Origin of the sequence: Methylophilus sp. 3sh_L, assembly GCF_046766015.1 — a bacterium.
Taxonomy (GTDB): Bacteria; Pseudomonadota; Gammaproteobacteria; order Burkholderiales; family Methylophilaceae; genus Methylophilus.
Window position 1 is genome coordinate 165,227 of the sequence record NZ_JBKOUF010000003.1, and the last position, 23,177, is coordinate 188,403.

24 protein-coding genes are annotated in these 23,177 nt (G+C 47.9%); 15 read left to right on the plus strand and 9 right to left on the minus strand.

Annotated elements, in window-relative coordinates; genetic code table 11:
* The first annotated feature begins 80 nt into the window (after positions 1 to 80).
* The 3 genes from ycaC (at position 81) to ACIDF8_RS08515 (ending at position 2,327) form a co-directional block, all read left to right on the plus strand.
* Positions 81 to 713: an isochorismate family cysteine hydrolase YcaC gene (gene ycaC, locus ACIDF8_RS08505; RefSeq protein WP_412010188.1), complete on the plus strand. Its 633-nt coding sequence runs from the start codon at positions 81 to 83 to the stop codon at positions 711 to 713.
* Positions 714 to 979: 266 nt separating this feature from the next.
* Positions 980 to 1,132, plus strand: a complete 153-nt coding sequence (locus ACIDF8_RS08510) for a hypothetical protein (protein ID WP_412010189.1) — start codon at positions 980 to 982, stop codon at positions 1,130 to 1,132.
* Between the two features lie 85 nt (positions 1,133 to 1,217).
* A complete protein-coding gene (locus ACIDF8_RS08515) occupies positions 1,218 to 2,327 on the plus strand; it encodes a catalase family protein (protein ID WP_412010190.1) in 1,110 nt (369 codons plus the stop codon).
* Positions 2,328 to 2,334: 7 nt separating this feature from the next.
* Here ACIDF8_RS08515 and ACIDF8_RS08520 read toward each other — a convergent pair whose 3' ends face one another.
* The 3 genes from ACIDF8_RS08520 to ACIDF8_RS08530 all read right to left on the minus strand — a co-directional run bounded on the left by ACIDF8_RS08520 (position 2,335) and on the right by ACIDF8_RS08530 (position 4,131).
* Complete coding sequence (locus ACIDF8_RS08520) at positions 2,335 to 2,649, minus strand: thioredoxin family protein (RefSeq protein WP_412010191.1); 315 nt, start codon at positions 2,647 to 2,649, stop codon at positions 2,335 to 2,337.
* A 91-nt stretch (positions 2,650 to 2,740) separates the two neighbouring features.
* Entirely contained in the window at positions 2,741 to 3,187 is a 447-nt protein-coding gene (locus ACIDF8_RS08525; RefSeq protein ID WP_412010192.1) for a YiiD C-terminal domain-containing protein, read from the minus strand.
* Positions 3,188 to 3,216: 29 nt separating this feature from the next.
* Complete coding sequence (locus ACIDF8_RS08530; RefSeq protein WP_412010193.1) at positions 3,217 to 4,131, minus strand: LysR family transcriptional regulator; 915 nt, start codon at positions 4,129 to 4,131, stop codon at positions 3,217 to 3,219.
* A gap of 138 nt (positions 4,132 to 4,269) precedes the next feature.
* Between ACIDF8_RS08530 and ACIDF8_RS08535 the strand changes: the two genes are divergently transcribed.
* Together ACIDF8_RS08535 and ACIDF8_RS08540 are read left to right on the plus strand one after the other, a co-directional pair.
* On the plus strand, positions 4,270 to 5,019 hold the full coding sequence (locus ACIDF8_RS08535) for a glucose 1-dehydrogenase (RefSeq protein WP_412010194.1): 750 nt from the start codon (positions 4,270 to 4,272) through the stop codon (positions 5,017 to 5,019).
* A 107-nt stretch (positions 5,020 to 5,126) separates the two neighbouring features.
* Positions 5,127 to 5,885: an alpha/beta hydrolase fold domain-containing protein gene (locus ACIDF8_RS08540; RefSeq protein ID WP_412010195.1), complete on the plus strand. Its 759-nt coding sequence runs from the start codon at positions 5,127 to 5,129 to the stop codon at positions 5,883 to 5,885.
* 16 nt (positions 5,886 to 5,901) lie between these two features.
* Here the strand turns inward: ACIDF8_RS08540 and ACIDF8_RS08545 are convergent, their stop codons facing one another.
* On the minus strand, positions 5,902 to 6,273 hold the full coding sequence (locus ACIDF8_RS08545) for a hypothetical protein (RefSeq protein WP_412010196.1): 372 nt from the start codon (positions 6,271 to 6,273) through the stop codon (positions 5,902 to 5,904).
* A 162-nt stretch (positions 6,274 to 6,435) separates the two neighbouring features.
* Here ACIDF8_RS08545 and ACIDF8_RS08550 point away from each other — a divergent pair, with 162 nt between their 5' ends.
* The gene (locus tag ACIDF8_RS08550) at positions 6,436 to 8,214 is read left to right on the plus strand and encodes a monovalent cation:proton antiporter-2 (CPA2) family protein (protein WP_412010197.1); all 1,779 of its coding nucleotides are present in this window, start codon (positions 6,436 to 6,438) and stop codon (positions 8,212 to 8,214) included.
* Positions 8,215 to 8,315: 101 nt separating this feature from the next.
* Here ACIDF8_RS08550 and gyrB read toward each other — a convergent pair whose 3' ends face one another.
* From gyrB to dnaA, 3 genes are all read right to left on the minus strand, one after another.
* Positions 8,316 to 10,721 (minus strand): DNA topoisomerase (ATP-hydrolyzing) subunit B, encoded by a 2,406-nt coding sequence (gene gyrB / locus ACIDF8_RS08555; protein ID WP_412010198.1) that lies wholly within the window; start codon positions 10,719 to 10,721, stop codon positions 8,316 to 8,318.
* Positions 10,722 to 10,801: 80 nt separating this feature from the next.
* On the minus strand, positions 10,802 to 11,905 hold the full coding sequence (dnaN, locus tag ACIDF8_RS08560; RefSeq protein WP_412010199.1) for a DNA polymerase III subunit beta: 1,104 nt from the start codon (positions 11,903 to 11,905) through the stop codon (positions 10,802 to 10,804).
* A gap of 248 nt (positions 11,906 to 12,153) precedes the next feature.
* Complete coding sequence (gene dnaA / locus ACIDF8_RS08565) at positions 12,154 to 13,569, minus strand: chromosomal replication initiator protein DnaA (protein WP_412010200.1); 1,416 nt, start codon at positions 13,567 to 13,569, stop codon at positions 12,154 to 12,156.
* A gap of 327 nt (positions 13,570 to 13,896) precedes the next feature.
* Here dnaA and rpmH point away from each other — a divergent pair, with 327 nt between their 5' ends.
* The 5 genes from rpmH to mnmE are packed head-to-tail and all read left to right on the plus strand — an operon-like array spanning position 13,897 to position 17,592.
* Positions 13,897 to 14,031, plus strand: coding sequence for a 50S ribosomal protein L34 (rpmH, locus tag ACIDF8_RS08570; protein ID WP_018987191.1), 135 nt, complete (start codon positions 13,897 to 13,899; stop codon positions 14,029 to 14,031).
* A gap of 31 nt (positions 14,032 to 14,062) precedes the next feature.
* On the plus strand, positions 14,063 to 14,404 hold the full coding sequence (rnpA, locus tag ACIDF8_RS08575; RefSeq protein ID WP_412010201.1) for a ribonuclease P protein component: 342 nt from the start codon (positions 14,063 to 14,065) through the stop codon (positions 14,402 to 14,404).
* Positions 14,405 to 14,415: 11 nt separating this feature from the next.
* Entirely contained in the window at positions 14,416 to 14,625 is a 210-nt protein-coding gene (yidD, locus tag ACIDF8_RS08580) for a membrane protein insertion efficiency factor YidD (RefSeq protein ID WP_412010202.1), read from the plus strand.
* A gap of 17 nt (positions 14,626 to 14,642) precedes the next feature.
* Complete coding sequence (yidC, locus tag ACIDF8_RS08585) at positions 14,643 to 16,247, plus strand: membrane protein insertase YidC (RefSeq protein WP_412010203.1); 1,605 nt, start codon at positions 14,643 to 14,645, stop codon at positions 16,245 to 16,247.
* The gene (mnmE, locus tag ACIDF8_RS08590) at positions 16,237 to 17,592 is read left to right on the plus strand and encodes a tRNA uridine-5-carboxymethylaminomethyl(34) synthesis GTPase MnmE (RefSeq protein ID WP_412010204.1); all 1,356 of its coding nucleotides are present in this window, start codon (positions 16,237 to 16,239) and stop codon (positions 17,590 to 17,592) included. The genes yidC and mnmE overlap by 11 nt, the downstream gene beginning before the upstream one ends.
* Before the next feature lie 9 nt (positions 17,593 to 17,601).
* On the opposite strand, the gene ACIDF8_RS08595 is transcribed toward mnmE, so the two are convergent.
* Both ACIDF8_RS08595 and cycA read right to left on the minus strand, forming a co-directional pair.
* Complete coding sequence (locus ACIDF8_RS08595) at positions 17,602 to 18,186, minus strand: cytochrome b/b6 domain-containing protein (protein ID WP_412010205.1); 585 nt, start codon at positions 18,184 to 18,186, stop codon at positions 17,602 to 17,604.
* A gap of 4 nt (positions 18,187 to 18,190) precedes the next feature.
* Positions 18,191 to 18,625: a cytochrome c'' gene (gene cycA, locus ACIDF8_RS08600; RefSeq protein ID WP_412010206.1), complete on the minus strand. Its 435-nt coding sequence runs from the start codon at positions 18,623 to 18,625 to the stop codon at positions 18,191 to 18,193.
* Positions 18,626 to 18,835: 210 nt separating this feature from the next.
* Between cycA and mnmG the strand changes: the two genes are divergently transcribed.
* From mnmG to ACIDF8_RS08620, 4 genes are read left to right on the plus strand one after another with little or no spacing between them, the layout of a single operon-like run.
* Complete coding sequence (mnmG, locus tag ACIDF8_RS08605; protein WP_412010370.1) at positions 18,836 to 20,773, plus strand: tRNA uridine-5-carboxymethylaminomethyl(34) synthesis enzyme MnmG; 1,938 nt, start codon at positions 18,836 to 18,838, stop codon at positions 20,771 to 20,773.
* The gene (gene rsmG / locus ACIDF8_RS08610; protein ID WP_412010371.1) at positions 20,773 to 21,396 is read left to right on the plus strand and encodes a 16S rRNA (guanine(527)-N(7))-methyltransferase RsmG; all 624 of its coding nucleotides are present in this window, start codon (positions 20,773 to 20,775) and stop codon (positions 21,394 to 21,396) included. Before mnmG ends, rsmG begins: the two co-directional genes overlap by 1 nt.
* Positions 21,396 to 22,157 carry a ParA family protein gene (locus tag ACIDF8_RS08615; RefSeq protein WP_412010207.1) on the plus strand — a complete coding sequence of 254 codons (762 nt, stop codon included), beginning with the start codon at positions 21,396 to 21,398 and terminating at the stop codon, positions 22,155 to 22,157. The genes rsmG and ACIDF8_RS08615 overlap by 1 nt, the downstream gene beginning before the upstream one ends.
* 47 nt (positions 22,158 to 22,204) lie before the next feature.
* Positions 22,205 to 23,065, plus strand: a complete 861-nt coding sequence (locus ACIDF8_RS08620) for a ParB/RepB/Spo0J family partition protein (protein WP_412010208.1) — start codon at positions 22,205 to 22,207, stop codon at positions 23,063 to 23,065.
* Positions 23,066 to 23,177 lie beyond the last annotated feature (112 nt).

Sequence of the window (23,177 nt, forward strand, 5' to 3'; positions counted from 1 at the left end):
ATTAAAACAGCAGGCACCGCCGTCAATCAGCAGTACTGGCGGCGGTGACCCAGCCAACCACATCTCGAGAGGATTACATCATGAAAAATACACCCTACACCCGTCTGGACCGTGACAAAGCTGCCGTATTGTTGGTAGACCATCAAGCCGGCCTATTATCACTGGTACGTGATATCGAGCCAGACCGCTTTAAAAACAATGTGCTGGCATTGGCTGATGCCGCCAAATTTTTTAACCTGCCCACCATCCTAACCACCAGCTTTGAAACAGGACCCAACGGCCCGCTCATGCCAGAGCTCAAGACACTGTTTCCCGATGCGCCCTATATCGCCCGCCCCGGCCAGATCAATGCCTGGGACAACCCGGACTTTGTGCAGGCCATCAAGGCGACAGGCAAAAAACAGCTCATTATTGCTGGCGTCGTCACCGAAGTATGTGTCGCTTTTGTCGCACTCTCAGCCATTGAAGCCGGTTATGAAGTATTTGTGGTCGCCGATGCCTCAGGCACTTTTAACGCCCTCACCCGCGATGCCGCCTGGCAACGCATGCAAGCCGCCGGGGTACACATGATGACCTGGTTTGGCGTGGCCTGTGAACTGCAACGCGACTGGCGCCACGATATTGAAGGCCTGGGAGCCCTCTGCGCCAACCATATTCCAGATTACCGCAACCTGATGACGTCTTACCACGCTTTATCTGCCGCCAACGCTTAAGGCTTTGCAAGCGTAAAGAATCCAGGTTTAAGGATTTTTTTAGCCTAAATGCGCTCAAAAGTTTATTAGTGGTAAAAGCATGGCATAAAGCGCTTCCTACAATCACATAAGTCTGAGCCGGATGCCCTAACGCCAGTCACCCGCGTAATCTGCAATTGTCGCGTTTGAAAATGAAGGTTGAATGAATTTTCGACTTCAGTTTCATAACAAGACAACACGGCAGCCTTAACGGCTGCCGTTTGCACTCACGCAAAAGGAGGTGTGATATGCCCAGAGGATCCAGCCCGAAACGGGAACGTGAATATGAAAAACTCAAACATGAGTTTAAAAAGGATCACCGCTATCCTGGCCGCGAAGAAGAAGTCGCGGCACGTATTGTGAATAAACAACGCAAAGAAGCCGGTGAGACCAAAGAGTAATACCAGCGTGGGCGGTCCCCCGCTCGCTAGAAACAAATGTACTTTGCACTGATCCGATAAACCCAATTGCAAAAAGGGGGTTGTGATGCAGCAAACAGATCAATTTGTAGTCTCACCCCTGAGTTACCAGCCCGATTACGAGGTGGTAGCCACCACCGAGCGCACCCGGCAACAGCACCTGCAGCAAACGCTGCGCAAGCTCTCGGAAATCAGCAGCCAGGCCGCTACCCATGCTGCCCGCAGCGTCCACCTGAAAAGCCACGGCCTGCTCACAGCCGAAATCCAAATTTATGATCAACTGCCGCCTGCCTATGCACAAGGCCTGTTTGCACACCCGCAAACCCTGCCACTGATTATGCGCTTTTCCACCGTCCCAGGGGACATCCTGCACGATAAACCCGGTACGCCCCGCAGCCTAGCGCTAAAGGTGGTAGGTGTTGAAGGCGAGCGTTTGCCAGGCAGTGAAGATGCCATCACGCAAAACTTTTTATTTGTAAACGGCGCCAGCTTTTTATCCTCCAGCGTGCAAGTGTTTTTAAACAATCTCAAACACTTAGCGTGTACGCCCAACACCAGTACGGAATTCCGGCACTTCCTAGCACAATTGTTCCGTTCTACCACCCATTTGGTCGAGTCGCTCAAATATGGCCAGCAATCGCAGCTCAACCACCTCTACCAGTCGCAAGAAACTAACTTGCTCGGTGAAACCTACATCAGCCAGGACCCAATCATGTACGGTGACTTCATGGCTAAAATCGCGATTGTCCCCATTGCCCCCGACCTGATTGCCCTCAGCAACAAGCCGATAGACCTGTTTGCCTCCGACGGCCTCAGAAAATCCATCGTCGATTTTTTCATCACCCGCACCGCCGTCTGGGAGCTACGCGTGCAACTCTGCACTGATATTAAAACCATGCCTATCGAAGACGCCACCATCATCTGGCCAGAAGACCACTCCCCTTACATCCCGGTGGCCCGCATCACCGCCAAACCGCAAATTGCCTGGAGCCCTTACCGTTCCAGAGTCGTAGATGAAGGCATGCTGTTCTCCCCCTGGCACGGTCTGGCCGCCCACCGCCCACTAGGCTCAGTCACCCGCCTCAGAAAAATGAGCTACGAAATGGCAAAAAACATGCGTGCATCCAATGACCACGGCCACTCGTGCGAGCCGACACATCTGGATGATGTGTGTTAATGGCACCTCAGCGATCACTGAGGCTTAAAAGGGCAGATTTCAATTCAGACGGTTGTATATCCCTGACCAAGCGTGCGACTTCCACGCCGTCTTTTATAAAAATCAACGTCGGCCATAGTTTCACGTGAAACGACCGACCTAAGCGGCGGCCTTTGCCATCTTCAATTTTAATGTGGCGGATTTGAGGAAACTGCGTGAGTTCAGAGTGAATAGTAGATTGTGCAGCCTGGCAATAGCCGCACCAGCTGGCACCAAACTCTAGCAGCGTAGCACCAGCGAGGGCATTTACTTCTTCGCAACTGGGTTCTTTTGTATTTTCCATAATGATCAAAAGCGCATCTAAATTTGATGCGAGTGTTTTAAACTCGGCAAGACACCTGAAAAGTTGCCTCAATATAACCCAATTTTTGTGATCACTGGTACAGCACAAACACGCCCTTAAACCTGGAAGTAACTTTTGATTCACTAACAATTTGTGCCGTTACGGTGATTCTTGCCCTGCCCTTTTCCTGATAAGCCTTTTTAAAACTTTCCCAATCATCGGCTGATTGAAAGCTCGCTACACATTGAAAATCTGTTTTCACCGGCAATAGATAATCAATCTCCTGTCGCTTGATTACTAGGTGGCCTTTCAGCCCGGCTTGTTCAATTTTAGACTGCATTAATGACCAGGCGGTGGTAATCGAAATAGCGGCAATACTGCCGCCAAAGACGATATCGAGATGATTTTTATTGAGCAAAAAATCACCATGGACCGTGAGCTGATGTTCCTCTATTTTGGCAATGTGTAATCCCAATTTTTTAGTTTGGGGGATGCGTTTAAACAAGGTTTCTTCAAAGGTTTGTTCTAACTGGCTCATTTTGCTTCCTGTTCACGACATGGTTTGAATTAGCTGGTTTTTTGCAGTAGCCGGCACCCTTCAAACAGTTCCGCGACCCATTCAATAAACGCGCGCACCTTTGATGATAAATGCCGGTTTTGCGGATAGAGCGCGTGAATTGGCAGACTCCCCGCCGGGTAATCACCGAGGACTCTTTCGAGTTGATGGTCGGTTAAATACTGTTGCACCATAAAGCTGGGGAGTTGGCAGATGCCCAGGCCCGCCAGTGCAGCGGCGACAATCGCGTCGCCATTGTTGATGGCGAGTTTACGCATGGCGGGGATTTCTTGTTCTGCGCCGGCGTGTGTGAGCAAAAATGGCCGGATTTTGCCGGTTTTGGAGGAAAAAAAGTGTACGCCTTGATGGTGTTGCAACGCCTCAGGATGCTTCGGCCTGCCGTGGCTGTCGAGGTATTGCGGCGCGGCGACCAGTAAAAACTGCATGGTGCCTACGCGTCTGGCCACCAGGCTGGAATCTTGCAGGTTGCCGACGCGGATGACGCAATCGACGCCTTCTTCCAGTAAATCAATTGGCCTGTCGTCGCAGCCGATATCGAGCTGGATTTCGGGATAACGTTTAAAAAAATCTGCCAGGGCCGGAATAATCACTAGCCGCCCGATGGGCGTAGGCACATCTACGCGCAAGCGCCCTTTTGCACTGGCGGTGGATTGGGTCAGTGAAGCTTCGGTTTCTTCTAACTCATTTAACAACCGGATGGCACGCTCGTAATAGGCGGCACCATCGGTAGTCACACTGATGCGTCTGGTAGTCCGGTGCAGCAGTTTGACCCGCAGGCGTTTTTCCAGTGCCAACACCTGGGCAGAGACCGTGGTTTTGGGCAGATTGAGCGAGAGCGCAGCTTTGGTAAAGCTCTCGAGCTCGACCACCCTGGTGAAGGCCAGCATGGTGTCAAAACGGTCCATACATTTCCTGTTTCAACCTTATTGTCCAATAAATTAGCACAGTGATTGCATATTTAGGATGTTTATCTGAAATTTTTATTTATTTATAGTGGGAACCAGTTTTAAACAACTTCATGACTTTTTATTTAGGAGATTTTTATGAGCAAGAAACTGGCAGGTAAAGTCGCCGTCATCACAGGGGCTTCTAAAGGCATAGGCGCAGAAATTGCCAAACGTTTTGCCCGCGAGGGTGCCGCAGTGGTAGTGAATTATTTGTCTAGCAAAGCAGGCGCAGACAAGGTGGTAGCCGAGATCACTCAAGCAGGTGGCAAAGCGGTAGCAGTGAGCGGTAATGTGAGCGAGGTAGCTGACGCGCAGGGGCTCGTAGACGCAGCGATTACTCACTTTGGAAAATTGGATATCTTGGTGAATAACTCTGGAGTATATGAATTTGGCACCATTGAAGAAATCACACCTGAACATTTCCATAAACAATTCAATATCAACGTGCTGGGCTTGTTGCTGACGACGCAAGCAGCGGTGAAACACTTGCCTGAAGGCGGCAGCATTATCAATATAGGCTCGGTGGTGAGCCGTTTAACGCCCCCTGCGAGTGCGGTGTATACCGGTACCAAAGGCGCGGTAGATGCAATCACTGGCGTGCTGGCAAAAGAACTGGGCCCGCGCAAGATTCGCGTCAACGCCCTAAATCCCGGCTTGGTGGAAACTGAGGGTACACATACGGCTGGTGTGATTGGCTCTGAAATGGAGGCCGCTTATGTGGCACAGACACCGCTGGGCCGCAGTGGCCAACCAAATGACATTGCCTCGGTGGCCACGTTTTTGGCTTCTGAAGATGCTTACTGGCTGACAGGCGAGCAATTGCTGGTGGGCGGGGGGTTGCGCTAACGCCTGTGATTGACGAAAGCAGCAACGACCTTATCACCATGCACTACGACATCCACGCAGCTTAGGCACATACACCGGCTCGCGTGGGTGTTTATAGCCGATTGAATATGTGGAGCACTTCTTTTGAATACACTGGCACCCGCCAAACGGTGGGGCTACAGGTGTTTGGCCGCCATTCTGGCAAGCAGCGGCGGCCTGCCCTGCTCTATTTTCATGATGGCCTGTTTAACGAGGGTCAAATTGAACGTGCGTATGCCTTGTCGGCAGCGCTCAGTGCATCGGTCATGGTGGTGTGTGTCGATTATCCGCTGGCGCCATGTATGCAGTTCCCTCACACGATCGAGGTCGCCTACCAGGCGTTGCAATGGCTGAGCCTGCATGCGAAATCATTAGGCGCAGATGCTAAACAGGTATTTGTGGGCGGTGAGCGTGCCGGGGGTAACCTGGCTGCAGTCACTGCCCTACTTTACCGGGACCGGGGTCTGGTTGCGCCGGGCCGGCTCAAAGGGCAAATATTGATCAACCCCATGCTGGATGCTTTGCAGACCTCACGGTCGCTCGCCACACTGACAGAGAGTCCATGTCGAGCAGCCTGGGCAGACTATGCCCCTTGCCCGAACCAGGCGTGGCACCCGTATGTGTCGCCGTTACATTCCTGCCGATTAGCGGGTTTAGTACCGACCATGATGATTAGCTATCAAGGCCATCCGTTAGAGGATGAAGCACAACACTATGCTGAAAAACTGTTAGCTGCTGGCGTACAAGTCCAACAATGGCGGGTAAAAATAGCAGAAAGCAATCAGCAGACATGCGCTGAGCGCCTTGGCCCGTTAATCAGGCAATGGTTGATGCCTGAATACGCCTGACCTGTTTTAAACCGTTTCAGGCGTAAGAAAGCTCATCCCAGTTGGCGGGATCGTTGGCCGACAAGGGCTCATCAAAGCTGTTTTGATGAAAACGTTCCATCTTATGGTTGATGGATAGGGTCAACTCGAATTTACTCACCCCTGGCAGTTTGCGGAACGGACCAGAGGGATCAAATGAACGATATTGCAGGCTGATAAAAATCTCCGGTGAGACTTCAAGATCAAAACGCTGAGCATAGGCAAAGTCGCTGGAGACATCGGTCTGCGTAAAACCAAAGGCAAGCGCATCCCGGCTCACGTTGAACCATTCTTTTTCATGGCAGGCTAGGTCAATCGAAAAACTTAAAACATCAAAAATCTGGTCAGCAAACTCTTTGGGGCTCAGCATACGATAATCACTTATAAGAAAGCATTTTTGAGTGGGTATGCATACTTTAAATCTCTATTTGCCCGTAATATATTGGTGGCAATCTGATAGTGGTGTCAGATTTGTCTGGCAAAGCATTTTCATCCGTGCTTTATTTCAACCTTTGTTTCGTTTAGGGGCATCATGCATTCCACGTCTGATTTTTTGGTGCAAGCAGCCATTTACCTGTCTTTCGCCATTATTCTGGTGCCACTGTTCAAGCGGCTGGGCCTGGGTTCTGTACTCGGTTATCTGATTGCCGGGATTTTGCTGGGGCCATATGCGTTAAAGCTGATTGCGGACCCCGAGCAGGTATTACATTTTGCCGAGTTTGGCGTGGTGTTGATGCTGTTTTTAATCGGGCTGGAGCTCGAGTCACAAAAAGTATGGGAATTGCGTAAGCTGCTATTTGGCCTGGGGGGCTTGCAGGTGACGCTAAGCATCGGCGTGATTGGCATCATCGCTTACTGGCTGCATTTTTCCTGGCAAGAAGCGCTGATCATCGGCATGGGCGTGGCCATGTCTTCTACCGCGATTGGGCTGACGGCACTGATTGAGAAAAAGCAGTTACACACACCAGGAGGGCAAGCAGCCTTTGCCACCCTGCTGTTTCAGGATTTATCAGTGATCCCGCTGTTTATGATCCTGGCCTTGATTGCCCCGCATCATGCCAGCAGCGGGTTTGATGTGATCGCTGTCGGCAAGGCCATGGCTGTGATTGCTGCCATTATCATTGCCAGCCGCACGTTGTTGCGCCCTGTCATGCGTGTGATTGCGCAAACGGGCTTACGCGAGATGTTCGTCGCTTTTTCGTTGCTACTGGTGATCGGGGTCTCGCTGGCGATGCAATCGGTTGGCTTGTCGATGGCACTGGGCACCTTTTTGGCTGGCGTGTTGCTGGCGGGTTCTGAATACCGTTATGAACTCAGGCTAGATATTGAGCCTGTCAAAGGCTTGCTACTTGGGCTATTTTTCATTTCAGTCGGCATGACGGTGGATGTCTCATTGGTCACGCAACAGCCCGGATTGATTTTTGGCTTTGCGCTGCTGATTGTTGCAATCAAAATATTGGTACTGATAGGCTTAGGTCAAGCCTTCAAGTATTCGTTGCGCGATAAACTATTATTGGGTCTGTCCATTTCACAAATTGGCGAGTTTGCCTTTGTCATTTTTGGCGTGGCACTGACACAAGACTCTATCTCACGCGAAACCTATAACAGCCTGAACGCCATTGTTGCAGTGTCTATGCTGATCACCCCGTTGCTACTGTTACTTTATGACCGCTTTTTAACCTTGCAATGCGGTGAGCGGCCTCGCGATGTTATCCCCGAGAATAATAACGTCATCATTGCCGGTTTTGGACGCTTTGGCCAGATTGTTGGCCGCGTGCTATTAGCCAAGGGTATCAGCGCTACCCTGATCGATAACGATCCTAACCAGGTTGATTTAACCCGCCAATTTGGCTGGCGCTGTTATTACGGCGATGCGTCCAGGCTGGATCTGCTCGAAGAAGCTGGGATTGCCTCGGCCAAATTACTCGTCATCGCCGTCAATGACACCCATGCCACGCTTGAAATGGCACGCCTAGTTAAAGAACGCTGGCCTCAGGTCAAAATTGTGGTGCGGGCCAGGAGCCGGACCGATGCGTTTGATTTACGCGAGCTGGATTTACAGCCCATTCGCGAGACTTTTTATTCGTCACTGGAAGCCGCCCGGCAAGCGTTACTAGCGATTGGTGAAACCGCCACAGCGGCTCATCGGATTATTCAGCAGTTTGAAAAACATGATGTGGAGCAACTGGAAACCACACTCAAAATCCGCCATGACAGAAAAGCGTTGTCTACCGTCATGGAACAAGGCAGGGAAGATTTAAAAGCCTTGCTGGCCTCAGAAAGCAGCCTGGCAGATAAAAACGAAACTTAACCGTTAGGCCTAATAACAGAACATAAATGAATATGCTTTTGGCAAAATTAAAAAGGCTCCTGTTGGAGCCTTTTTAATTTACATATGCATTTTATTTAAGCTTAAACATCCAGTGAACTGACGCTCAAAGCATTGCTTTCGATAAAGGCACGGCGTGGTTCAACGTTATCCCCCATTAAGGTGGTAAAAATTTCATCGGCACCGATAGCATCTTCAATCTGCACCTTGAGCAAGCGGCGTACGGTTGGGTCCATGGTTGTTTCCCAAAGTTGCTCCGGGTTCATTTCACCCAAGCCTTTATAGCGCTGGATATTCAGGTTATGTTTAGCTTCACCCAGTAACCAGTCTAAAGCCTGTTTAAACGTGGTGACTTTTTGCTCTTTTTCACCGCGCTTGATCATGGCGCCTTCACCCAACAGGTTGTTAACCATTTGTGAAGTACGGTTGATCTGACGGTAATCGCCACTGCCTAAAAACTCGGCATCAATCACACAGCTTTGCAAGTTACCATGCACGTATTTGTTCACTTCAAGACGATACGCGCTGGTTTCGGTGTCTTGAGCAACAATCACTTCTGAACCGACTGCGCCTAGGATAGGACGCAGTTTTTCGGCCACATGGTTAGCAGCCGCTTCTGTGCTGAGGTCAATATCACCCAAATCCTGAATAGCACGTAATACGCTTTCGTCATACAGGTTGGCGATACGGCGGATGACAGCTTCGGTGAGCACCATTTGTTTGGCGATGCTGGTGAGCGTATCATCCTTAAGAATGTCGCCACCTTCTTTAGTCACGAGTACGGCGTCACGCAGCGCAGAATTGAGCAGGTATTCGTCCAGCTCGTGCTCATCTTTGAGGTAACGCTCATCGCGGCCCTGTTTCACTTTGTACAAAGGTGGCTGGGCAATGTAGATATGGCCATTTTCAACCAGCTCTGGCATCTGGCGGTAGAAGAAGGTCAACAACAAGGTACGGATGTGTGCGCCGTCGACGTCCGCATCGGTCATGATAATGATACGGTGATAACGCAGTTTTTCCAGATTAAAGTCGTCTTTGCCGATGCCGGTACCCATAGCAGTGATTAAGGTCGCAATTTCAGCTGAACCCAACAGTTTGTCGAAACGTGCTTTTTCTACGTTAAGGATTTTACCCTTGAGCGGCAGGATAGCTTGGAACTTACGGTCACGCCCTTGTTTGGCTGAACCGCCCGCAGAGTCACCCTCGACCAGGTAGAGTTCGCTGAGCGCTGGATTTTTTTCCTGGCAATCTGCCAGTTTACCCGGCAAGCCCATGGTATCCATGACGCCTTTACGGCGGGTGATTTCACGCGCTTTACGCGCAGCTTCACGCGCACGGGCGGCTTCTACAATCTTGCCACACACAATTTTCGCATCTATCGGGTTTTCTTCTAAAAACTCCGCCAGTTTCGCCGCCACAATCTCAGAGACTACTGGTTGTACTTCGCTAGAGACCAGTTTGTCTTTAGTTTGTGAGCTAAATTTAGGATCGGGCACTTTGACTGACAGTACACAGGTAATGCCTTCGCGCATATCGTCGCCAGTGGTTTCAACCTTGGCTTTTTTGGCAAACTCGTTTTGCTCGATATACTGATTGAGCGTCCGCGTCATGGCGGTACGTAAGCCGGTCAAATGCGTGCCACCATCGCGTTGCGGAATGTTGTTAGTGAAACATTGCACGGTTTCTGAGTAGCTGTCGTTCCACTGCATGGCGACTTCTACCGTGATATTGTCTTTCTCACCAATCGCGTAAAACACTTTTGGATGCAATACCGTTTTAGTACGGTTCATGTACTCAACAAAGCCTTTGACCCCGCCACTAAAAGCAAAATTTTCAGACTTACCGGTACGCTGGTCTATCAGTTCAATTTTGACACCATTGTTGAGGAATGAGAGCTCACGAATCCGTTTAGCCAGAATCTCAAAGTGGTATTCAACCAGCACAAAAGTATCAACAGATGCCAGGAAGTGAACTTCCGTCCCGGTTTTATCCGTAGTGCCTGTGACAGCTAAAGGCGCTTGCGGCACACCGCGATGAAACTCCATCTGATGCACTTTACCTTTGCGGTAAATCTTGAGTTTTAGCCAGTCAGACAATGCATTCACCACTGACACACCGACACCGTGCAGACCACCAGAGACTTTGTAGGAGTTTTGGTCAAACTTACCACCGGCATGCAACTCGGTCATGACGATTTCAGCAGCAGAACGTTTAGGCTCGTGTTTGTCATCCTCTTTGATATCGGTAGGAATCCCACGGCCGTTATCAGAAATGCTGATAGAGTTATCCGGATGGATAATGACTTTGATATCGTCACAATGCCCGGCAAGGGCTTCGTCAATGGCATTATCCAGCACTTCGAATACCATGTGGTGTAAACCAGAACCATCTGACGTGTCACCGATGTACATGCCCGGACGCTTACGAACCGCGTCCAAACCTTCTAAAATCTTGATACTGTCTGAGTTATATTCTTGTGGCTGTGCCATAACAAAGTTTCTTTAATTAAGCGTTAAAAGACGATCATCCTAGCGTGCACCGTGTTTCACGTGAAACACGGCAGCCCACATTATATGCGCATTGGCATCACTACATATTTATAGTTAGCATCGCTGCTTGCGGTGATGAGGCAACTACTGTTGGCGTCTGCGAACGCAAATTGAATTTGCTCGTCCCCGAGATTATTCAGCACATCAATCAAATAAGTGACGTTAAAACCGATATCCAAAGCAGCGTTGCTATAGTCGATATCTAGTTCTTCTTCCGCTTCTTCTTGCTCGGTGTTAGTGCTGATCAGTTTGAGCTGGTTATTGGTAATCACCATGCGGATACTGCGGTATTTTTCATTCGATAAAATAGAAGCCCGCTGTAAAGCACTGAGGATTTGTGCGCGGTTAACCAGGAAAGTATTTTGATGACCGTTTGGAATGACCCGGTTGTAATCCGGGAACTTACCGTCGATTACTTTGCTAATCAGTTGGATATCACCAAATTCAAAACTTACCTGGCCATTCAATACCTCAATCACTACAGGTGCGTCTGATTGTTCATCCAGTAGCTTGGTCAACTCCAACACGGTTTTACGCGGCAAAATCACTTCGGTTTTATCAAAACTTTGCGCCAGGTTGGTATTGGTATAGCTTAAGCGGTGTCCATCAGTGCCAACCACATGCAGTTGGTTACCGTTCACTTCTAGCAACAAACCATTCAGGTAATAACGGATGTCTTGTTGCGCCATGGCGAACTCTACTTGTTTAAGCAAACGTTTGAATTCGGATTGGGCCAGGCTGAAACTGATATTTTGGCCACTGGCTTTGCTCATCAACGGATAATCTGCAGCAGGCAAGGTTTGCAGGTTAAACCGGCTTTTGCCTGCTTTAAGCGTAATGCGGTTATCCTGGTTATTCATTTCTATCGTCGTGCTGTCAGGCAATGAGCGGCAGATATCCAGCAATTTTTTAGCGGAAATCGTGGTACTCAGTTCTCCCTCAATGCCACCATTCACTTTGAGTGAAATCTGCATTTCAAGGTCGGTAGCCGTCAAATGCATTTCATCCTGTTTGATATTGACCAACAGGTTAGAAAGGATAGGCAATGTATGTCTACGCTCTACGATACCAGTCACACTATTGAGTGGTTTAAGCAAAACCTCACGGTTAATTTTGATTTGCATGGCCTGACCTAATTAATAACTTTATTTCAATATATAAAAGATAAGACTAATAGTAATGTTACGTTTTTTTGTGGGTAAGTCTAAAAAAATAAATAATTCAAAGACTTATCCAAGTATTTCTCTGTGTATAAATTGCGGTTTAAACCTGCATGATTTGTGGCTGATATTGTAAACTGAATTTATTCAGTCTATACGCAATATTTAAACACACGTCATTCTCAACTTATCCACAGCATTGCTTGTTTGTTTTAATCCCTGATCACTTGCGTCAGCAAACCAATATCTCGTGCCAGCGTTTGGTCATTCAAGCGTAATTGTTCAATTTCTTCGCAAGCATGCATGACGGTGGTGTGATGGCGGCCACCAAACGCTTCGCCAATTTCGGGAAAGCTATGATTAGTGAGTTCACGGGCTAAAGACATGGCTACTTGGCGCGGTCTGGCAACATTGCGTGAACGTTTTTTACTAAACATGTCGCTGACTTTGATTTTGTAATAGTCTGCGACTGTTTTTTGAATGTTTTCGATGGTGATTTGGCGGCCGCGGACGGCAATCAGGTCACGTAGCGCGTCTTTAGCCAAATGTACATCAATGGCATGACCGGTAAAGTTGGCCATGGCAATAATCCGGTTTAAGGCGCCTTCTAGCTCTCGCACGCTAGAGCGGATTTGTTTTGCGACAAAAAAAGCCACATCCTCATGCAAGTCTATATTCAGGTTTTCTGCCTTTTTGCGCAGAATGGCGACCCGCATTTCCAATTCCGGTGGCTCCACTGCGACGGTTAAGCCCCAACTAAAGCGGGTGCGCAGCCGTTCATCCATGTCTGCGATTTCTTTAGGATAGGTGTCGCAAGTGATGACGATTTGTTTTTTTTCTTCGATTAACGTGTTAAACGCGTAGAAAAACTCTTCCTGGGTACGTGTTTTTTTGGCAAAGAATTGAATATCGTCAATCAGCAGTAGATCCAATGAGTGGTATTGCTGTTTGAATTCATCAAACGCCTTATTTTCATAAGCTTTAACCACATCTGAAACATAACGTTCTGCGTGCAAATAACGAATATTGGCGTCTGGTTTGATTTTTTTAAGCTCATTACCAATGGCTTGCAACAAATGCGTCTTGCCTAGCCCTACCCCGCCATAAATAAACAGCGGGTTGTAGGCTTGCCCAGGATTGCCTGCCACTTGAATTGCCGCAGCACGTGCTAACTGGTTTGCGCGGCCTGTGACATAGTTATCAAACAGGAAACTGTCATTAAGGCCGGTATTCTTCTCGTTTTTAACTGGTTTGCTGCTTGTACGCTGGCTGGGTGGTCGTGTCGGTTTACTAACTGTTTTTGCCGGGGCTGCAGCGATTGCTGTTTCGACCGGGTGTTCGCTGGTTGGCGTTGATTTTGTCGTGATCGCCGCAGGCGCCTGGTTGAGGCTTTCACTGCTGTCAACGATCAGCTCCAGGCGAGCGCTGGGCGATAATTCGGTGGCGATGGTTTCTATACGCGAATAGAACTTGCTTTTGACCCATTGCATGACAAATTTGTTGGGCGCAACAATTTGCACAGACTCACCATTGATGCGTGCCTTCAACGGTTTGATCCAGGTATTGTATTGTTGTGCTGACAGTTCTTGCTCGAACTTTAACAAACAATAGGCCCAAAAATTTTCCATCGCTCCAGTGCTTTAAAAAAAGTATTTGCAAGCACTGACCTCGCTGACGTGGTCAGTGCTTTGTTTCGTTATCCGTTATAGTTGCCAGGAAAGGGTGGCAGAAGAAGTGGTCTTGTCTAGAATATTGTCTTGACCATCTGCTGAGTATTCTAAACGTTTTGACCTGAGTTATCCACAGCCTGCCGTCATAAAAAAATAAAAATAATCATTGACATAAGCTTTGAATTTGATGTTTAATTAAGGGTTTTTGAAATCGGCAAATATTGAGCGTTAAAATCAACTTTGCCGGATTAGAATTTAATTGCCTTTTAGGGCAGGAGTTTAATAATGAAACGTACCTATCAACCATCAAAAACCCGTCGTGCACGTACCCATGGCTTTCTGGTACGCATGAAAACCAAAGGTGGCCGTGCAGTGATTGCTGCCCGTCGCGCTAAAGGCCGTAAACGTCTGGGTCTGTAATCCTTGACGATGCATTGCAGATACTCAATGCATGACATTGCATAAGCTAAAAAAAACGGATGAATTTTCATCCGTTTTTAGTTTCAGGAAACGGTTTTATGGCGAATGGCTGTTTGCCAATATCAAGCCAAACCAGTTAGCACATCACCGATACGGTCTGGTTGTGTCAAAAAAGGTGTCTAAGCTAGCTGTCCGTCGTAACTACATGAAGCGTGTGTTGAGGGAAGTCTTGCGGCAGCACTCCGAGGCCCCAATAGGCTTTGATGTGGTGGTACAGGTACGCAAGCCTTTTAAACGTGGTGAATTTGCGCTAGTACGTCAAGATGTCCAGACTTTGTTACGCCGTTTAACTAAACAAGCCATTGTTTCCTGATCCTTTTCCCGATGAAAACTGTATTTATTTTTTTGATCAGGTGTTACCAATGGGGGCTGAGTCCTTGGTTGGGTCGCCAGTGCCGTTTTCATCCTACTTGTTCACACTACGCAATTGAAGCCTTGCAACGCTATGGTGCCTGGCGTGGGAGTGTGTTAGCCTTACGCCGCATCGGTCGTTGTCACCCCTGGCATCCAGGCGGTATAGACCCCCTACCCTGACTTTTAAACGAAATCTTATGGATACTCGCCGTCTTATTCTGTTTGTGATTTTTTCTTTCTCCATTATGTTGCTGTGGGATGCCTGGCAGCAGGAGCACGCCCCTCAACCTTCACCAGAACAATCTGTGGCCCAGGCCTTGCCTGCGACTGCTGAGAAACCGCAAGCAGCCGGTTTTAGTTTGAATAAAGGTACCCGTATTCAGGTAACCACAGATCTTTATTCGGCTGTGATTGATACTGCAGGGGGTGACTTGCGTCAGTTAGCCCTGTTGCAGCATAAAGCCGATAATGGTGCTGGCCCTTACGAGTTGATGAGTGATAGTAGTAAAGACAAGCTCTACGTGGCGCAAACAGGTCTGAAAGGTGAAGGTCTACCCACGCATTATGAGAACTTCACTACCACACAAACCAGCTATCAGTTGCAAGAAGGTCAGCAATCCCTGGATGTCCGCTTAACCGCCCCAGAAAAGAATGGCATTTCTGTAGACAAGATTTATCGTTTTCACCGGGATGAATATGTCATTGATGTGCTGTACGAGATTAAAAATAACAGCGATAAAGCCATTTCACCTTCTGTGTACTACCAAATTATTCACGATAATGAATCCAACCAGGGTTCAAAAATGATGCCCACCTTCACTGGTGGTGCTTATTTCACACAAGCTGATAAATACAACAAAGTGAAGTTTGATGAGATGGCTAAAAAAGACGTCTCTATCAACGCCAAGGATGGTTGGATAGGCTTGGTGCAACATTATTTTGTGAGTGCTTGGATTCCACAATCAACAGTTGAGCGCAAGTTTTACACAACTAAACTGAGTGAGCATGATTTCTCGATTGGGACAATTCTGCCTGTAGGGGAAATTGCTGCTGGCGCGACCAAAACCGTAGATGCAAAACTGTTTAGTGGCCCACAAGTTCAACAAGCGCTAGAAGCCACAGCGCCTGGCTTGGAGTACGTGGTTGATTACGGTATTTTGACGGTCATTGCTAAACCGTTAATGTGGTTGTTAAGTCATATTCATGATTTGGTTAAAAACTGGGGTGTTGCGATCATTGTCCTTACCATCCTGATTAAAGCGGCTTTTTTCAAGCTGTCAGCTTCCGGCTACCGCAATATGGCGCATTTGCGTGAAATTGCACCACGCATGCAAGCATTGAAAGATAAGTTTGGTGATGACAAACAAAAATTGCAGCAAGCGATGATGGAAATGTACCGCACTGAAAAAATCAACCCTATGGGAGGCTGCTTGCCAATATTAGTACAAATCCCAGTATTTATTTCCCTGTATTGGGTATTGCTGGGATCCGTCCAGTTGCGTCATGCCCCTTTCTTTGGCTGGATCCAGGATTTATCTGCCACAGATCCTTATTTTGTGCTGCCTATCCTGATGGGTGCCACTATGATTATCCAGACGTTCTTGAATCCGCCGCCGACTGACCCGATTCAAGCTAAAGTGATGAAAATCATGCCTGTGCTCTTCAGTGTATTTTTCTTCTTCTTCCCAGCCGGGTTGGTGTTGTACTGGTTGGTGAACAATATTCTGTCCATCTGGCAACAATGGGCGATTAACCGCATGATCCACGCTGAAGCATTGGCGAAAAAAGGACATGGTAAATAATCTACCAGTTGCGAACGACACCATTGCTGCGATTGCAACCGCTCCAGGTGCAGGCGGCATTGGTGTGGTTAGGGTTTCAGGTGCCCTGTCCTCAAGTATCGCTACTCAAATTCTAGGGCACTGCCCTCCCCCCCGCCATGCGGCTTATCTTTCTTTTCTGCAAGCAGATGGCACGCTGATAGATCGCGGTATTGCGATCTATTTCCCTAATCCGCATTCTTATACTGGTGAAGACGTCTTGGAGCTACAGGCCCATGGTGGAACCGCCTTGATGCAAATCTTGCTGGCACGCTGCATTGAATGTGGTGCACGCCATGCAGTAGCCGGTGAGTTTACGCAGCGCGCCTATCTGAACGATAAACTGGACTTGGCCCAAGCAGAAGCGGTTGCTGATCTGATCAATGCATCAACAGAAGAAGCGGCACGAAGTGCGGTTCGCTCTCTTTCGGGTGAGTTTTCTAATGCGGTACAAGCTCTACTGCATCAATTGATAGATTTGCGCATGTATGTGGAAGCTTGCCTGGATTTCCCTGAGGAAGAGATTGATTTTATTACACAGGGTCGGGTATTTGAAAAGTTACAACAAAATCAAAACGCATTACATAAAATATTTAGCCAGGCCCAACAAGGCGCTTTGCTGCGTGAGGGCATGAATGTCGTGTTAATTGGACAGCCGAATGTCGGCAAGTCCAGTTTATTAAATGCATTATCTGGCGAAGAGGTGGCGATTGTGACACCGATTGCTGGCACCACACGAGATACCATTAAAAGTGTTATTCAAATCCAAGGCGTGCCTTTACATATCATTGATACCGCAGGTCTCAGGGAAACACAAGATACAGTAGAGCAGTTTGGGATTGCGCGTACTTGGAAAGCGATAGAAAGTGCACATGTGGCGTTGTTACTGGTGGATAGCCAACATGGCATTGGTGAATTTGAAAAATCCATTCTTGAGAAATTGCCTTCACAAGTGAAGCGCGTATGGGTGCATAACAAGATTGATGTTTCACGTGAAACATCCCGGATGGATTTGATTCAAAATGAGCAGCACGTGTTTTTATCAGCCAAGACAGGCTTAGGTATTGAGTTGCTACAAAAAACCTTGCTAGATATCATAGGATATCATCCTAGCGGTGAAGGTGTGTTTATGGCCAGATCCCGTCACCTATATGCTTTACGTGTTGTGGGTGAGCACTTAGAGCGCGCCTTGAATCAAATGCACGCAGCTGAGTTAATTGCTGAAGAATTAAGGTGTGCCCAAGAGGTGTTGGGGAGTATCACGGGCGAGTTTACTCCCGATGATTTGTTAGGTGAAATATTTAGTCGATTTTGTATTGGTAAATAAAAAACCCGCTTAGCGGGTTTTTTTTCGAGGAAACGGTGTATTACGTTGATCAAAGCGTTCCTCAATGCTGCATACGCGCTTGCAGCCTGTAATCATCGCCCATATCAAGTTATCACGGTTGATAATGCTTTCAAAAATAACGCCTAACACATGCACGACTACGACGCCTAACCACGTCCAGGTGACATAGTGATGCAAGGTTTTTGCCATTTCATCATCAATAAATCCCCAGCCGCTGTTATAAACGATGCAACCGGAGCCAACAGTGAGTATGCCCAGACCTAACATGGCGTAGATAGCAATCGATCCTGTTGGATTATGGCCAATATAATGTTTGGCAGTTCCGTGCATCAATTTGTAAAGATGCTTGAGTGCCCACACTGGATTCAGTGGAAAGCTATGAAAATTAGCATAGCCGGTGGAAATGACGCCCCAGAAGATCCTGGCAATAATGAGTGTGCCAGCAATATATCCGGCATAAGCATGGTGCAAGCGGTCCCACATGGAGGCATGGGTATAAAAAGCATACCCAAACGCCGCCACAAGAGACCAATGGAAGATCCGTATAAACGGATCCCATACATAGCGTAGCATTCGCTTATTTGCTTGGTTTGGTTTCTGTTAATAGGTAAGCGATAAAATTGGCTTTTTCTGAAGGTGAGCAGTCTGCACCCAAGATATCGTTACAGTGTTTGGTAAACTCGTCTTCAACTTTATCAATATCCGTGAAGCGCTTGGTGTTTACACGTGGCGCCAATGGAGGAATCTCTTTGCCGGTGACAATGTTTTTACCCACGTTAGCTGGGTTATTCGTGTGGCAGGATGCACATGCCGCTTCTTTACCGCTTGGTGTTTTAAATTTGCGATTAAAGAAAATTTTGCCATCAGTGATCGAGGGTGCCTCATACATAGGGTTCGCAGAGTGTGCGATGTTAGTGTATTTGTAGACCAACTTTTCGGCATTGGTGACATCGGCAACAGCGTGTACAGAAAAAAGAACCCCGAATACAGCAATAATTGTTTTGATTTTCATGGTAATAGCTCCTTGGTTGTTTTAGGAAAAATTCTATTCTTGTTATGTTAAGCAAATATGGCCTGCTTGTTATTGATTTGTATTAAACCGTAAATACATTGTATTAAATCATAGTTTAGGTGTAACAATGCAGTGAATTAAATGACCATTTGGTAAGTTTAAGCTAAAATCACAAATCTTTTTAAATCAAACAGTTCAAGACTCTTTATGATGGACTTTCCTGATCGATTCGATGTCATTGTGGTGGGCGGTGGTCATGCCGGCACCGAGGCGGCATTAGCGGCTGCGCGTATGGGTCAAAAAACCCTGTTGTTAAGCCACAACATTGAAACGCTGGGGCAAATGTCCTGTAATCCTTCGATTGGCGGGATTGGTAAGGGTCACCTGGTAAAAGAAGTTGATGCACTTGGTGGCGCGATGGCTGCCGCCACTGATGAAGGTGGTATTCAATTTCGCATCCTGAACTCAAGCAAAGGGCCTGCGGTCCGGGCAACTCGTGCGCAAGCTGACCGCATACTTTACAAGGCTGCTATACGCCGACGTTTGGAAAATCAGGAAAATTTATGGCTGTTCCAGCAAGCGGTAGACGATATTATCCTTGAGGGTGAGCGCGCTGCCGGCGTGGTTACCCAAATTGGTTTACGTTTTTATGCTAAGTCAGTAGTGTTGACTGCCGGGACTTTCTTGGGTGGATTGGTGCATGTAGGTTTGCAAAACTACAGCGCTGGGCGCGCCGGAGATCCGCCAGCAATCTCATTGGCTGCACGCTTGCGTGAAATCGGCCTTCCGGCTGGTAGACTGAAAACTGGGACGCCACCACGTATTGATGGTCGAACGATAGATTATAGTGTGATGACAGAGCAGCCTGGCGATACGCCGGTCCCCGTCTTTTCTTTTTTGGGTAATGTTGCGCAACATCCGCAGCAGCTCCCTTGTTGGATTACCCATACTAACCAGAAAACACATGACATTATCCGTAGTGGTTTAGATCGTTCGCCGATGTATACGGGTGTGATTGAAGGGGTGGGTCCACGTTACTGCCCTTCAGTCGAAGATAAGATTCATCGCTTTGCCGATAAAGAGTCTCATCAGGTGTTCTTGGAGCCTGAAGGGTTAACTACGCATGAAATTTACCCCAATGGCATTTCCACCAGTTTGCCATTTGATGTTCAGTTGGCTTTGGTGCGTTCGATTCGTGGTTTAGAGCAAGCGCATATCTTGCGCCCCGGATACGCTATTGAATACGACTATTATGATCCGCGTGACCTTAAATCGACTCTGGAAACTAAAGCGGTTAAAGGCTTGTTTTTTGCTGGCCAGATTAACGGTACGACTGGGTATGAAGAGGCTGCAGCGCAAGGTTTGTTGGCAGGGGCAAATGCAGCACTTTATTCTCAAGATAAAGAGGGTTGGTGCCCTTCCCGTGAGCAGGCATACCTGGGAGTCCTGGTTGATGATCTGATTACCACCGGCGTAAATGAGCCTTACCGTATGTTTACCAGTCGCGCGGAGTATCGTTTACAGTTGCGTGAAGATAATGCAGATATGCGTTTGACAGAAGTAGGCCGTCAGCTTGGGTTGGTGGATGATGTGCGCTGGGAAGCGTTCTGCAAAAAACAGGAAGCTATTGTGCGTGAGCAAGCGAGATTGAAACGCACGTTTTTACAGCCAGACCAAGGCCAAACCATCAACAATGGACAAAATAAAATTGTTTCACGTGAAACACAAGAGGCTGTTTTTGGCAAAGCCTTGGAGCATGAGTATTCGCTGTTTGAGTTGCTACGACGTCCGGAAGTGAGTTACCAATCTTTGCTTGATCTGGTACCCGCTCCTGAGGCTTTGGCAGAAGATGTGTTGGAGCAAGTAGAAATTGCTGCAAAGTATCAAGGGTATATTGATCGGCAGAATGAGGAAATTGCCCGTCAAAAAAATAGCGAGCATATCAAGCTCGCGGATGCGATCGATTATAATGATGTTCATGGTTTAAGTATTGAAGCGCGCCAAAAATTATTGGCGCAAAAGCCGGAAACCATAGGGCAAGCCAGCCGCATTCAGGGCATTACCCCTGCTACGATTTCGTTGTTGCTGGTTTACCTCAAGCGTAAACAGAAAAAACAAAGCCAGTCTGGCGATATCGCGGCAGCATGATGGGTTTAGCTTCAAGGTTGGCAACCGGTGTAGAGATGCTCGGGTTGCAGGCGGTGGTGACGTCCGAAATGCAGGAAAAGTGCCTTGCCTATATGGCGCTCATGCAAAAATGGAACAAGGTCTATAATCTTACCGCGGTTCGCGATCCTGAAGAGATGCTGGTGCTACATTTGCTGGATAGTTTGAGTGTTCTACCCTATGTTCAGTCTGGCAATGTGTTGGATGTTGGCAGTGGTGGCGGCTTGCCGGGGTTGGTGATTGCGATTACGCGTCCAGAAGTAGAGGTCACCACGATTGATACGGTGCAAAAGAAAGCAATCTTTATGCGGCAAGTTAAAGCTGAGCTGGGGTTGTTAAACGCGCAAGTGGTCCATGGTCGGGTTGAGGCTTATGTGCCCCCTGCCCGCTTTTCCCAGGTTATCTCCAGAGCGTTTTCGGATATTGCTTTGTTTAAACAGTTGACCACTCATTTAATTGCACCCCAAGGTCGGTGGCTAGCCATGAAGGGGTTGGTGCCAAGCGATGAGTTGGAGCAAGCAGAGGTTGTCCCCAAAGAAGTGATCCGTCTTCATGTGCCCTATTTGCAGGCTGAAAGACATTTAATCGTGTTTGAGAATACATAATGAAAATAATTGCCATCACCAATCAAAAGGGGGGCGTCGGTAAAACTACGACTTGCGTTAATTTGGCTGCCAGTTTGGCTGAGCACGGAAAAAAAGTCTTGTTAGTCGACCTGGATCCACAGGGCAATGCCAGTACGGGGAGTGGCGTTGATAAGGCGCACTTAAAGGATAGTATTTATCAGGTCCTGATTGGGAACAAGACCTTGCAAGAGGTGGTGATTCATGCGGAGGCAGCGAAATATGATGTCGCGCCCTCCAATCGCGACCTTGCGGGGGCCGAGGTTGAGTTGGTCAATGAAATGGCGCGTGAAACGCGCTTGAAAAATGCCATTCTCAAGTTGGGTGATGAGGCCTATGATTTTGTCTTACTCGATTGTCCACCCTCCCTCAACCTGGTGACTGTAAACGCCTTAACTGCAGCGCATTCAGTCATGATCCCAATGCAGTGTGAATACTATGCCTTGGAGGGGTTGTCTGATTTGGTCAATACCGTCAAGAAAGTACGCGCTCACTTAAATCCAGTTTTGGAGATAGAAGGTTTGCTGCGGACCATGTTCGACAACCGTAATATGTTGGCGCAACAGGTTTCTGCCCAGTTGGTGAATCACTTTGGTAAAAAAGTCTATCAAACCATTATCCCCCGTAATGTCAGGTTGGCTGAGGCCCCGAGTTACGGGATGCCGGTTTTGCTATACGACCGCTCCTCTAAGGGGGCGCAAGCTTATCTTGAGTTGGCACAAGAAATCGTTCAAAGAAATTAATTTTCATCCTATCCATTTCAAAAATTCATTTATAAGGAAGTTGCAGCATGGTGAAGCCTAAGGGACTCGGTCGCGGATTAGACGCATTGTTATCAGGGGATACGGAAACCATTGCCCAGTCTGACATGTTGCGAACATTGCCTGTTGGCCAGTTGCAGCCAGGCAAATATCAGCCACGTTCCTATATGAATGAAGAAGCCTTGCAAACGCTGGCCGACTCAATCGCGGCGCAAGGCATTATGCAGCCGATTCTGGTGCGTGAGATTGCGCCGGAAAAGTATGAAATTATTGCGGGTGAACGTCGCTGGCGTGCATCACAAAAAGCAGGCTTGACTGAGGTGCCTGTGCTGGTCAGGGAAATTGCCGACGAGGCTGCCTTGGCCATGGCATTGATTGAAAATATTCAGCGTGAGAACTTAAATCCGCTTGAAGAAGCGATGGGTATTAAACGCCTGATCGATGAATTTGAGATGACGCATGAAAAAGCTGCGCAAGCCGTCGGCCGATCCCGGGTGGCTGTTTCAAATTTGTTGCGCCTGCTGACGCTGACCCCCATGGTGCAGGATATGTTGCTTGATAATCAGATTGATATGGGCCATGCGCGTGCCCTGGTAGGCATAGAACCTGCGCAACAAATTTTGCTGGCAAATAAGGTGGTTCAGGATGGCTTGTCTGTACGTGAGGTGGAGCGCATGATCCAGGCAGAACCAGCTGGCGGTAAAAAAGCCAAGCCTGTGCTGCATCCTGATGTGGCCTTGTTACAAAATCAACTCAGTGAGCAATTGGGTGCCGAGGTTAGTATCAGCAGTAAAGCCAATGGCGCGGGTGTCTTAAAGTTAAGCTATTCAAACCTGGATCAACTGGATGATTGGATAGCAAAACTGACCGAGAATCGAATGAAATCGTAAGCAAAATGACGTATGCACCGAGTGGAGTTGGATTTTTCCAGCACATTCAGTCAGTTATGCCAGGTTTGGTGCTTGACTTCGGCAGGTGAATAATTCAAAATCTCGCGTCTTT